Raw genomic sequence first — 13,418 nt, 5'->3', positions numbered from 1 at the left:
CATAATTGTTCATATGAAATGTTAATTATTTTATACTGGTCTAACAGTTTAATCACCCTTTCCATCCATTTCAAGTTGTTCTATCAAGTAAGAGAGAGCTTCAACGTGATCACCAATGATTCTTAATACTGCCGGAGGATGCCCATTGTGACTTACATTCTCCATTAAACGAATTCTATTCGGTTTTACAACATCAACGTAATGTACACATTCTACTCTATACCCTTGTAATATTGCTTTTACTTGTGCAAGACTAGGGCATAGTAAGCTTTCCCAGCCTATTGCATCTAAACATGATCTACTCATAGCATGTGGAATTGCTACTAATGAGCCATTGCTTAATTCTGGACGATTATATGCTAAATTAAGCATATATTTTACGACGTCTACAACATAAAACGGAGGGTGTAACATCGGATTCAAATCATTTAATGCTATGTCTACACCAGCTGAAACTGCTTTTGTAAAATGATGCAAATTACTTCCTGAAACACTAAAATCACCATCAATAAATAAAAGAATATCTCCTGTAGCTTCAAGCGCTCCAATAGCACGTCCAACATTATGACCAAGTCGTTCGTTATATTCAATAATAGTAACACCAAGTCTTTTAGCAATATTAGCCGTTTGATCTGTCGAACCATTTACAACGACGATGATTTCTAGTGGTTCTATTTTTCTCGCCTCAAGTATTACTTGTTCTATAGTCTCTTCTTCATTTTGTACTGGTATAATGACAGAAAGTTGCTTCCCATCATAAATTGAAGAATGCATTCCCCACCCTTGATGATAGGAAGGGTATCGCTTACATTCACCTAGTTTTTGAACAATATCTCTTCTTTTTCCTGCATCAGTAAACCCTACTCTTCTTCCTTTTTTCTCTATCCATTTAGCTATACCGCGTAAATATCTTTCTACTTTCTCTTTTTCATTTTTGGATAACTCTTTTTTTATTAAATATCCTCCTTCCTCTATAGTCTCATCTTTAGATAACGTATTGATTGCATATTGATCGTTAATCCGCCACCCTTGATTCACAATCTTCATATGAGATAGAACGATATCTTCCATATAATTAAAGCCGATATTTTCCACTACTTCTTTCGTAAGCGCATATGGTAACGAAAGTATTGAATTGCTTTTTAAATCTGGTCGACTTAAAATTTCATTTAACATTTTTCTCCATACAATATCCATATTTGGACATTTACCTATTTCTATCAATTTATCTATTTTATTTAAAACTACATCGGCTTGATTTGTAACAATTGGCTCAATAAATCTCTGCATTTCATTTGTGGATAACGAAAAATTGCCATCTAAAAATAATAAAACTTCTCCTTTTGCTGCCTTTATACAAGCTCCATATCCATCATAATGCTTATTATATTTGTCCATAAAAACAATATGACATTTATGTTTCTTTGCTATTTCATACAAATTACTTCTATCGTTAGGAACGAAAATTATAATTTCAAGAGGATTTAGCTTCCATATAGATTGAATTGACTCTTCTAATATTTGCTCTCTTTCACTGTACAAAATAATAACCGTTAACGATTTCATTACACGCCCCTTTACACATCATGTGACATAAAATATTAAGTATTACCATTTCCTATGAATTTGCTACTTTATTAACATATTCAAAAGTGAATTATACTGTGTGAAAACAAACGTCTATTTTTAAAAATATAATTCTGCACTTACCTCCTTTCTCTTATCATTGTTTGTTACAACTCTCACCATAAAAAAAAAAGTCCTAATTTCTTTAGGACTTTTTAAATAAATTATCAATATTATTAATTTTATATACTACCTTTTCCATGTTATACCGCGATCTTTTGTAGTAAATATTTTTTTATTACACGCCCAACCTTTACGCCGATTAAAAATGCAAACAAAATACATTTTTAACAATGGATTACTTGATACTTTAATCCATTTTGCTTTTTTTATTATTTGATACACACTTCCATTTTCACTATTTATAACCCAGCCATAATAGGAACTAAAAACGAAACAGCCACTTTACTAGTATTTATTGTTTTATTTGAAATATGCCACGAATTCCCTTATCAAATGAGTAATTCATTAAAAATACATCATCATTCTTTTAGTTGGTATTACTAATAAGTTATTTTTATAGATTGCTTTATAAGCCATAGCAGTCCCATTGTTAATTCCTTCAATACTTGGAATATCTTTTGTAGGATGCCAACTTTCCCACCATTTATTGTTTTAAATACCGTTGATGTTTCATAATGTTTTGTAATGAAATAAACCCAATTAGATCGTTTATAAATGTTATCCCTGAAATACTATCACTAATACTTATATTTTTATTACTTTCCAAACTTTCCCTTTCGTTTTCAAATAGTATAAATTATGTTCAAATTTATTTGATGCAAGCTTTCTAGATAATACAATCCATATACTATCCATATTCGTAGCATGCAATTGTACTTGAACATCAGTCGATTTCTCCCAATCTTCTTCAACCGGTAAAATAAACTCACTCCACCTTTCTCCTCTATTAACTGTATAAAATATAGCTGGCAATAAATCGTCATTCTTTTTTGTTAAACCATATGCCCAAGAGCTTCGAGCGTTTATTGGATACCCAAATAATACAATTGAATTAAGAGGATTGACAATATCCCATTCTACTCCTCTATTTTGAGTATATAAGATAGCCTGCTTTTTATTTGTATATTGAATACTAGCCCAACCATATTTATCCGTTCTCATTTGTAAAGAAGTAAATTGAATATCATTATTTTCCAATATATCACCTCATTCTTATTATTTATATATTCGTATGCTATTATTTTCAAAACGTTCTATCATTAGTTATTTAAACCACCCGCTTTATCTACTATCTTTATACTTACTTTCCCTTTTCTTCACCACTCAAATATAACGAAATTCCTTCTATTTTTCCGTTATCATATAAAAACGACTGTATTTTACAAAATTCAACTATAAAAATGCACCCCAATTGTAAACTATCCCCAACAATTAGAGTGCACTTTATATAAAATATAGCTTTAATTTTTAAGCACTTACTACAGCAGCAACTTTATCTAAACAAATAATAAACTGATTCATAAATGCGTCAATTTCCTCTTTCGTAATAATATACGGCGGAAGTAATCGAATAATATTCCCTTTTGTTACATCGACTAACATTCCTTTATTCATTAGCTCAACCTGTAATTTCTTCACATTTTCATTCGTATCATTCAGACTAATTCCAAACATCATGCCAGCATGACGCACTTCCTGTATATAATAAGAATTTTCTTTCTGAATGTCTTGCAGTTTGCCATTCAAATATAGTGACGTTTCATAAGCTTCTTGCATTAACCCATCATCAAGTAATGTATTTAATACCGTTAAACCTAAAGCTGTTCCCATTGATGAATGAGCAAACGTTGTCCCGTGATCTCCTGGTGAAAATACATCACATAACTTTTCACCTACAATAATCCCTCCTAGCGGTATCCCGCCTCCTGCTCCTTTACCAATTTGAATAATGTCCGGTGTGATATTAAAATTTTGATAAGCAAATAGTTTTCCCGTTCGACCCATACCACTTTGAACTTCATCAACGACAAGAAGTACATTATATTTTTCACATAAATTTTGAACACCATGCAAATATTTACTTGATAAAGGATAAATTCCCCCACTGCCTAAAACAGGCTCTAGCATAATCGCAATTGGTTTTTCTTTAATAATGGTCTCCTCTAATTGGTCTATATTCTCACGCTCTACTTCGTATACAGGAATAGATGTTTTAGGGAAATTTTGATATACCTTTTCTTGTCTCGTAAAATGTAGTGCCCCTAACGTCCTCCCGTGAAAACTATCTTTTAACACAACTACTCCGTCACGCTCTTCATTCGCAATAGATCTATATTTATCAATTAATTTTAATGTCGTTTCTGTCGCTTCCGTACCAGAGTTTGTAAAAAAGACTTTTCCGCTTTTTAAAGTACACTCTACTAATTTCTTTGCATACTCAATTGCAACTGGGTTTAAGAAATGAAACGGTAAATGCAACGATTTCACAACTTGCTCCATTGTCGTTTGTACAATTTTAGGATGATTGTATCCTAGTACATTTACTCCTACGCCAGAAAATAAATCTAAATACTCTTTACCATCTACATCATATAGTTTACATCCTTCTCCTCTTTCCATTGCAACCTCTGTCCGACAATATGTAGACATCATATATTCTTTATCTAATTGAAACCAATCCGACATGTTAAATTCCTCCTAGTTATTTTTCCTTTTTAACGTTTATTCTCTATATAATCGTTTATAAATTAAGTTTTAAGATTGAAATTTTAATAGTGGTTTTCTTCCACATTTTTTATTAAAACGTGTGCTTTCTCTTCCCGATATTCATTTTTCCATAATTTCTTCTATTTCAACAGGTCCACTACATATGTGTTTTTTTCATCTAGCGGTATGTTACTGCTTTGAACTTTGTATGTCATACATAATCGAGACTATAAAATCATATTTAGTAACAATCGACGAAAAAATTTGGAGGCTATATCGATGAATGAAAAATATGATAAACATAGGAAAGAATTATTAGAAGAAGACTTTAATAAACATCGAGAACTTACTGAACCAGCTAAATTTCACTCTCAAACAGTTGGTTCACGTGGACCTGTACTAGAGCAAGATAGTGTACTGCATGAGTCATTACAACAATTTATTCATGAAAAAATTTTAGAAAGACCTGTTCATGTAAAAGGATTTGGTGCGTTCGGTTATTTTCAAACGATATATTCGATGTCTGAACATACTAAATTAAGTTTTTTACAAAATTCTAATGAGAAAGTTCCTGTTATGGTTCGATTTTCGTTAGCTGTTAGTACGAAAGGAACACCGGATACTGCTAGAAATGTACGCGGTTTTTCCACAAAATTTTATTCAAAAGAAGGCATTTTTGACCTTTTATGTAATCACATTCCTGTTTTTTCTGTCCGTGATCCAATGCGTTTCCCTGAAACGATTCAAGCATTATTGCCTTCACCTAAAAATAACTTAATAGACCCTAATAGATTTTGGAGTTTTGTCGCTAAAGCACCTGAATCTATTCATTTTGTTGTCCGTTTATACTCTAATAATGGTACGGCCAAAAGTCTTCGCCACATTCCAGGACATAGTGTTAATACATATGTATGGAGAAATGCGGAAGGTAATCGAAAGTATGTAAAGTATCATTGGTACCCGTTTGAAGGTGTACAGTACATTACTAGTAAAGAAGCAATTAAACTAGCTGCCGAAAATCCTGATTATAGCGGGAAAGATTTATATGATGCAATTGAAAATGGTAAACCAGTGGAGTATGGTTTATACGTCCAGCTCATGGATCCGAAAGATGAAGCGCATCTTTCTTATGATCCTTTAGATGACACAAAAGTATGGGATGAACAGACGTATCCTCTCATACCAGTCGGGAAAATGGTATTAAATAAAAATCCTGAAAATTTTATGGAACAAGTAGAAAAGGTCGCATTCTCTCCTTCTAATTTACTGGATGGTGCAGAACTATCAGATGATAAAATGCTGCAAGGGCGCGCTAACATTTACAGTGATTCACAAAGAAGAAGAATTGGTCCAGAATTTCGCAAATTAACGATTAACCAGCAGCAAGATTGGACACCTGCTAATCAAATTACAACCGGTGAAGGAAGGTACGTTGAAGGTAAACTTGAAAGAACTTCTATAATGAAACAGGATGACTTTACGCAGGCTGGTGAATTTTATACGAAGTTACAGCCAATAGAAAAAGAACATCTCGCTGAAAACTTAGCTAGTGATTTGAAAGTTATATCCGATGATATTAGGGAGATCGTTTTGGGGTATTTCAATCAAGTATCAACTGATTTGAAAACAAGCATTGAGACAAAAATGAAAGAGCATTAAGAAGATTAAAACATGCTTTACGAATGAGAATTCAAATCTATATTAATTATTTTCTTGTCAAAATCCAATGAGGTTATTTAATTTGAAAATATAAAGTTAACATATCCCTGTTCTATAATTAGAACAGGGATATGTTGGCTTAGTTTAATGTTTAACATTACATACTTTATTTCGCTAAAAAATGCGATAAGTAGCCTTTCAAAACAAACTATAGTAAACTATTTTACTTGTACCGTATAATTCCCTGTTCCACCACCATACTTATATACACTTAAGTAATATTTCCCTGGCTTTGCATTATAATTTCCAAGCAATTTGTTTCCATCACGTTTTGTTGCATAAGCTACATAATTATTTAAATCTGATTCAGAATATAATACCCAGTTCAGTCCAAGATTTTGTTCGTTCGTAACAGAAATTTGTAAATCTTTTTGATCCTTTACATCAATAACAAATTTATCCCCCTGATCTTGATCGCTCAAGGTTCCTCTTAACAAAATATTCAAAGATAGTGGGTTTGCTGTTTCAAATGAATTATTTGGTTCTTTTTCTACAGCCGTACCTTCTTCCGTATTCACTCCGCTAAACACAACATCATATTCAAATTGCCCAGCATTATTTACACGGTAATTTACAAAATAAGCAGTCAATGTTTTATATCCAGTCCACTCTTTTCCTGAAAGACGTTTCAACATATCATTTGTTGCTTCATTCATCACTTTCCAGTCCTCAACTTCTCCTTTAGCCACACTTCCTGTATATGTTCCCTGTAGTGTAAATGTATTAAAGAATTGTGATTTATTCTTTGTTACTTTCACATCTTTTAATTTCGCTTCATTCGTAATATCTGAAGTAACGTCCGAAAGCGATTTTGGATCATGTTGAGTTAAATATTCATCTGATACTTGTGGAATCGTATACTTATCGCGATTATCAATAAGCATTTGCATATAAGATTGATATTCTTCATTTAACTTATTATCTTTGCTTAATGTAGCACGGTATGCATCGTAACTTGAAACATCATTTGCGCGAATTAAATCATGTACTTTATCGAACATTTCTGGGCGCTTATTATACATATATGATTGCAGCGCAAACGAATAATTATAAAAATCCCACGTTCCATATTTCGCATTTAACGTTTGTGATGCTGTATAACGTTTTGCAGGATCATTAGATAACCCGCCAATTATACTTTTTCGCGGTACTACACTATCTAATCGAGTTGCACCTGCAAAGAACTCTGCATTCCCTTCTTCAAACCATGTTAAACGTTCATTTTGATACATTTCCCCTTGGCCCCATAATCCCTGAACTTCGTACCTTCCCTGTAAGTAGTGCGTAAATTCATGGCGGAACAATTCTTCCAGACTATAAATACTTTGCTCTGGTGTACGTTCATATGTAAAGAAAGTTCCTGTCCCTTCAATATAAATCCCACCATTATTCGTTTCATATCCGTACAGTTGACGATTAAATTGATACTCATCTGGGCTATTATAAATAACCATCGTTAACACATCATCAGCATGTCCACTTTCAAGTGGTTTATCGCTACCAACTGTACGATAAAATTGAGAACGCACCTCTTTTGCCGCCCAGTATAGACGTTTAATTTTCTCTTCGCTAACTTTATCCCCAGCTTTAAAGACAATTGCTCCATCATCAAACGTATACGTTTTCGGTAAATATTTCTTTTTACCTTCTTCTCGAATTTGATCTAAATTTACAGTTTTTCCATTCGCATCTATTCCTCCATAATTTGTAGTAATTTGTTCTGCCGCAACAAAGTATTGCTCTCCTAAATATGGGTAAATTCGCATTGCATCTGTAACAACTTGTTGTCCTTTTGTCGGCGTGCTATGAAGCTTGCCCAATCGACCAGCATAATAAATTCCATTATTAATTAACCATCCGTTTTTATTTGTTACTGTACCAAGTAGTGCAAAACGATTTACTTCATTAATAAAGTTATCGATATTCCGAAACCACATCGTATCTTTTGGCTCTTTTCCAGTCGTGTACATATCCGTCTGAATATCAAAGTCAATTCCCTTCATCAACTCATATATAGCGTCTCCTTTTGTTCGGTCTTCAATGAAAGTTGCAAGATTATCGTTATATTGTTTAAAAATTTCACCTGCATATAAAACCGTTTCAACATCTGCTGATGCATTTCCAATTAATTTTCCATATGATGCAATTATTTTATTTTGTTCTGATGTACCAAGTTTGAAATTTGGATTTTTTGCAATTGTTTTTAAAGCTGGTAAACACTTATCATGGTAGCTACGCTCATTTAGTTTGCTTAATTCATCATGGTAAAAACCTAAATAAAATGCTGCACGTAGAGCTTCTACTAATGTTTCAATCCCTTTTGAATCATCTTTCGTATAAGCTTGTCCTTGTTCTGCTAGTTTATTAATAATTGCTTGCATTCGGCTATCATCTTGATAGAATTTAAGACTATCACTATTAAACTGAAATAATTCCGGAATTTGATACCATTTAATTGTCACAAGAAGATCAGTTAATTGTTTATTATTTAATTGATTTAACTCAGCCATTGAATACTTTTTTTCTTCAGCTAACGATTTAATATTATCAGTTGGTGCTAGTGGACGCTGTGATAAATCCGCTAATTTTAACCGTTTTGTAAAAGATGCATTTTCTTGTACTTTTGAAGGGTGCGCCAATTCATCAACAGATTTCTGTATTCCTACCGGCTCCATTTGTAATACGTTCTTCACATTTTGCTCTTTTGTCTCTGCTTGAATTTGCAAACCATTACATGTTATTGTCACTAATCCAACACCAAGAATCCACTTAGAAATTTTCGAATATTTAACCATCCCATTGCCCCCTAATAACTTAAAAGAAAATTCAGAATTTTAAATTCAAAAAAACCACTTATTTGTATGTATTTACAGTTCCGCTATAAATACAACTATGATTAATAATGCAATAGTAGCTTGTTTTATACTATTACGAGTACAGATTCCTTACATACAATCTCCTTCCTTACATGTAATACAAGCAAAAACCGTGCCAATCATATTTCTTATGAATAGCCAACATTCTTTTATAAATACTGTAGAATAAAATATACATAGGTGGTTCGGTAATGTATAAATCATTTGACACAAAATCTAATGTTTATGAAGAACAAATTCATTGAATATTATAAGTTCATTAGCCAGTAAATAATCCCCAATTATTAAATCTCTCAAAAAGGTAAACAAACATATTCCATAAAGCTAATATGTTCGTTTACCTTTTCTATTTCACATCAACAGCAAAATATCGTTGAATAAAAACAGTATGAATAAGTATTTTGTTATTCATTTCTCTTTTTCATATAATCTTTTTCACATTGCAACAGCTTGAATTTCACTTTTTTCCCTTTCTTCTTTTTCGTTTTTATAACGAGCCATTCCCCTTTTTCAACGTCTAGTTTTAGGCGTTTCATTACATTGATATTATCTTTTTCTTTATAAAGTAAAAATGCTTCTTGTGCCCTCACAAATAAGCTGGGCTGTTCGCTAAATCCACCACTATCATAAATTTTAGTTAGCGAATTATAATAAGAATCATTTTCCTTTCCACCATACATCAAATGAGCAGCCTCCAGATTTCTTTTACTTACTTCCCAAAAACTATGTTCATCAATATTTAAATTAAATGTGGATTTAATGTCCTGTATTATATTCTTCACATGCTTTTCATCTCTAACTTTTCTTTCTTCGAGACAATCCGAAGATAATTCTGGTGCATCTGATTGGGAATGTACAACGTGTTGTATCGATACACACAGAATAAATACGCTTAAAATGTAAAATATTTTTTTCATATTTACATATCACCTCAAATGATTTAGATACTATATCATTTGAGGCTTACAATATTCTTATGCTAATAATGAGAAAGATCCTATAAAATTTTTATAGGATCTTTCCTTTTAATATTGCTTTATCAAATTCACGGGCGGGGCAACTACCTTACTACTTTTCACATCATATAATCCTATAGGTGTTACTCGTATAAAAGGCAAGTGCGTCGCAGAAAAGAATAAAATTGTAAATGCTGGATCATCATGCGCGTAGCCACGCTCTTGTAGTAATTTCACCATCTGTTTCTCTTCCTGTATTAATTCTCTCATTTTTAAATTAGACATAATCCCGAGCAATGGTAATGCTATTTCGTGTAACACTTCATTGTTTTCTGCTACGACCATTCCACCACCGAGCTCTTTTACTCTACGAAAAGCTGTGAGCATATCTTCTTTTCTTTTTCCGATAAGAATGATGTCACCTGTACCAGAATAAGAGCTAGCAAGCCCACCTAGTTCTTTCGCAAAACCTTTCACAGCTATATTCACTTGCCAACTGCCATCACGAGCAATCATCATAAAGAAACATTCATCATGATCTGTGGACAATTCATCACAGTCTATATTAATTTCACTAGTGTATGGTTTTGTAATAACGTTGTTTAATAAGTGTATCCCCGTTTTATTAGAGAAAATCATATCCTCTTTTTCTATTGACCAATCTAATAATAATAGAGTTACTTTATGTTTACTCCAGTCTATATGTAATGCTTCATGTGTATTTACACCGTCACGCTTCACCCATTTCCCCTTTGCAAGGACACTGATTGGTACTGGGTTTTCTTTACTTTCTAAAATATTGATATTAGCAATTCTACCTGTCGCAATCGAACCATGTACATGTTCCATATTATAATAGCGAGCAATATTATAACTTGCCATATCGTATGCATCTATTACTGGCACTCCTTGTTTTATCGCGGTAGAAATCATAACGTTTGTCATTCCATTCTCATAAAACGAAGGATGTGAGCCGTCTGTTGTAAAAAAGAATCTATCAAACTGCTTTACGCCTAGTTCCAACAATTCTTTCAGTAAAACTTCTAAATCTGGGCGGATTGAAGAATTTCTTAGGGAAACAGTGTAACCTTGCATAAGACGAGTGAAAACTTCCTGCCCTGTCATCGCTTCATGATCACAATCTGTACCTAACAGTTTTAACTTCGCTAAAGTCGTTTCAGATGCACCCGGAAAATGTCCTTCTACTTTCTTTTGCAATCGCTTCGTTTCCTGCACCCAAGTTAACATTTCATCATCGCCATGTAATAGTTTTGGCCATGCTGTTAGCTCGCCGCCTTGAAGAACCGCTTCATGCTGCAGCCACTCTATTATTTCTTCACGATTAAACAAAGATTCTCCGTTTTGCAATTCAGTCTGTCCATCAAAACGGCACCACCAATACATACTTGCTGGAATCTTATTGAATTCATCTAATAAACGAAATGCTTCTTCACGCTTTAATGTGAAAAATAAAGTTAAATTATCATTAATAAAAGTTGTTGTCCCAAACTGCATCGCATGATTCGCTAGCGTCTCTGGGTTATACAACTGATACGGATGTGCATGTGGTTCTATGTAACCGGGTACGACATACTTTCCTTCGCAATCAACAACTTCACACTCCGTTAATTGCTCTGGCAGCTGCTCCCCTACGTATACAATTCGATCATTATATATCCAAATATTCGCTGTCATCCACTCGCGCATATAAGAATTTAAATATGTTGCATTCTTTAAAAATATGTGTGTGCTTCTCTTACCATCTAGTACTTCAACATGTTCTCGTAATTGTTTATTACTCCATTTATAATGATTTTTCCCCATTGTATTCAACTCCAAATCAACTCATAATTATTTTGATTAAAACGAGTAATATTTAACTAACTAAAGTATTTTCCATTCATAACTCCCTATTGGTGCCCCTATACCCTTCATTATATGTAAAAATTTAAAAATAACAATTTTCAGAACTATATACATACCTCTTTTATCCAAAATAAAAAGAATGTCATGTAACTGACATCCTTTTTATTTTGTCGTAAGCATTAAGATTGATTTTCACTTTGGAATACACTTGATGTCATATCATAAATGCAACTACTGTCCATAGTTGCGAACTTAAAAAAGCACCTCTTTTAAATACAACTATAACAAAATTCTATTCATTTTCTTTTCATCTATTTATTAAATTCAATTTGCATCATTTTATTTAACTGTGGAACAATATCGACCCCACCTATTGAGTTAAGACTGATAGCTAATGTATGTTTGCCTCCAATTACTCCCCCAGCAAAAGTTGCAAATCCAGGAATTCCTCCTCCATGCCCCCAAACTGAAACACCGTTTGGAAGTTTAGTCTCATAGATTCCAAGACCGTATGCGTCACCAACCCCTTTGCCTTCTATAGGAACTGTAGTAAGCATTTCTTTTAGCTCGCGTTCCTTCAGTAACTTACCACCAAGTAAAGATGAAAAGAACTTATTTAAGTCATCCGCATTAGAAATCATATCTCCAGCTGCATTAGCTAAACTCGGATTATAATACGTAATATCTTTGAACTCGCCTGTCCCTTCCATTTTCACATATCCACGAGCATGATTCTTTCCTGGGATGACGGGTGAATTTCCTGGTAAAAACGTATTTGATAGATCCAAAGGTTCAATAATTCGCTTTTCGATTTCTTCCGCATAACTATTTCCAGTTATTTTTTCAATAAGCATTCCTAGTATTACGTATCCTGTGTTTGAATACAACCAATCTTTACCCGGCGAGAAATCTGGAGGCAGCGAAAGGCCTATTTTCACTATTTCTTCTGCTGTATACGTTTTTTTCGAATTCATTATGTCCGCGTCTTTTGACTTTAAGTATTCAGCGATACCACTCGTATGATTCAAAAGTTGTCGTATCGTAATTTGATTACCATCATACCCATTTCCTTGCACGAGACCCGGTAGCCACTTTTCAATTGGATCGTCAAGTTGTAAGCGATTTTCTCCTACTAATTGAAGCACAGTCGTCGCAGTAAACGTCTTCGTCACACTACCAATCCGAAAGCGATAATCCGAATTCACCGGTTTCTTTGTACTTAAGTCCGCCACGCCAGCAGTAAAACTACTAGTTTTTCCGTTGTTAGACGCCTTAGCTAATATTCCTACAGCACCAAGCTGTACTGTTTCCTGCATTACTTGTTTCCAGCCATTACGATTCTTTTGATCATGTACTTGTGACGAACTAGAAATATTTTGAGTTGACTCTGCAGTCACAGTAAAACCAGGTGTGAATAGAACAGTACCCGCTAATAAAACTGCAAAACTTGCTAACTTAATTGAATTACATTTTTTCATAAGGCTTTCTCTCCTCCATTAATATCGGATTGATTCAAGCTATACTTTCATCCTATATGATAAATCTCTCTTTTTTCTTATCCATTCCTTACGAAATACTTACGTTTAAATTTAAATACGGTAAACTGAGGAAGAGTTATGCATGCAAATAAAAAGAGAACATGTTTTCATTTTTTATGTAAACATGTTCTCTTAAACATTTAAAATTCTATATCAACTTTTCATCC

General features: G+C 33.3%; 7 protein-coding genes and 1 pseudogene. 1 reads left to right on the top strand and 7 read right to left on the bottom strand.

The genetic code is table 11. The features are described from left to right. Positions 1-48: 48 nt before the first annotated feature. The 3 genes and pseudogenes from IQ781_RS01055 to IQ781_RS01045 all read right to left on the bottom strand — a co-directional run bounded on the left by IQ781_RS01055 (position 49) and on the right by IQ781_RS01045 (position 4,275). Positions 49-1,566, bottom strand: coding sequence for a glycosyltransferase family 2 protein (locus tag IQ781_RS01055; protein WP_000839298.1), 1,518 nt, complete (start codon positions 1,564-1,566; stop codon positions 49-51). A gap of 205 nt (positions 1,567-1,771) precedes the next feature. After that, positions 1,772-2,787: pseudogene (locus tag IQ781_RS01050) on the bottom strand (beta propeller repeat protein). Between the two features lie 270 nt (positions 2,788-3,057). After that, the gene (locus tag IQ781_RS01045; protein ID WP_001286475.1) at positions 3,058-4,275 is read right to left on the bottom strand and encodes an aspartate aminotransferase family protein; all 1,218 of its coding nucleotides are present in this window, start codon (positions 4,273-4,275) and stop codon (positions 3,058-3,060) included. A gap of 300 nt (positions 4,276-4,575) precedes the next feature. Here IQ781_RS01045 and IQ781_RS01040 point away from each other — a divergent pair, with 300 nt between their 5' ends. Next, positions 4,576-5,955 (top strand): catalase, encoded by a 1,380-nt coding sequence (locus IQ781_RS01040; protein WP_001003610.1) that lies wholly within the window; start codon positions 4,576-4,578, stop codon positions 5,953-5,955. A 218-nt stretch (positions 5,956-6,173) separates the two neighbouring features. Here the strand turns inward: IQ781_RS01040 and colA are convergent, their stop codons facing one another. From colA to IQ781_RS01020, 4 genes are all read right to left on the bottom strand, one after another. Continuing rightward, entirely contained in the window at positions 6,174-8,810 is a 2,637-nt protein-coding gene (colA, locus tag IQ781_RS01035; protein ID WP_000241894.1) for a collagenase ColA, read from the bottom strand. 485 nt (positions 8,811-9,295) lie between these two features. Further along, positions 9,296-9,808, bottom strand: coding sequence for a hypothetical protein (locus tag IQ781_RS01030; protein ID WP_000719375.1), 513 nt, complete (start codon positions 9,806-9,808; stop codon positions 9,296-9,298). Between the two features lie 108 nt (positions 9,809-9,916). After that, positions 9,917-11,671, bottom strand: coding sequence for an adenine deaminase (locus IQ781_RS01025; protein ID WP_139847201.1), 1,755 nt, complete (start codon positions 11,669-11,671; stop codon positions 9,917-9,919). 353 nt (positions 11,672-12,024) lie between these two features. After that, positions 12,025-13,191: a serine hydrolase domain-containing protein gene (locus tag IQ781_RS01020; protein ID WP_000710640.1), complete on the bottom strand. Its 1,167-nt coding sequence runs from the start codon at positions 13,189-13,191 to the stop codon at positions 12,025-12,027. Between the last annotated feature and the right edge of the window lie 227 nt (positions 13,192-13,418).

The organism is Bacillus sp. N447-1 (assembly GCF_022701035.1).
Taxonomy (GTDB): Bacteria; Bacillota; Bacilli; order Bacillales; family Bacillaceae_G; genus Bacillus_A; species Bacillus_A cereus.
This window is presented reverse-complemented; position numbering and strand designations above follow the sequence as displayed.

What these genes read in the sequence shown, in the direction of transcription:
- IQ781_RS01055 (WP_000839298.1), bottom strand. Translation starts at nt 1,566, where the DNA reads ATGAAATCGTTAACGGTTATTATTTTGTACAGTGAAAGAGAGCAAATA.
- IQ781_RS01045 (WP_001286475.1), bottom strand. Translation starts at nt 4,275, where the DNA reads ATGTCGGATTGGTTTCAATTAGATAAAGAATATATGATGTCTACATAT.
- colA (WP_000241894.1), bottom strand. Translation starts at nt 8,810, where the DNA reads ATGGTTAAATATTCGAAAATTTCTAAGTGGATTCTTGGTGTTGGATTA.
- IQ781_RS01040 (WP_001003610.1), top strand. Translation starts at nt 4,576, where the DNA reads ATGAATGAAAAATATGATAAACATAGGAAAGAATTATTAGAAGAAGAC.
- IQ781_RS01025 (WP_139847201.1), bottom strand. Translation starts at nt 11,671, where the DNA reads ATGGGGAAAAATCATTATAAATGGAGTAATAAACAATTACGAGAACAT.
- IQ781_RS01020 (WP_000710640.1), bottom strand. Translation starts at nt 13,191, where the DNA reads ATGAAAAAATGTAATTCAATTAAGTTAGCAAGTTTTGCAGTTTTATTA.
- IQ781_RS01030 (WP_000719375.1), bottom strand. Translation starts at nt 9,808, where the DNA reads ATGAAAAAAATATTTTACATTTTAAGCGTATTTATTCTGTGTGTATCG.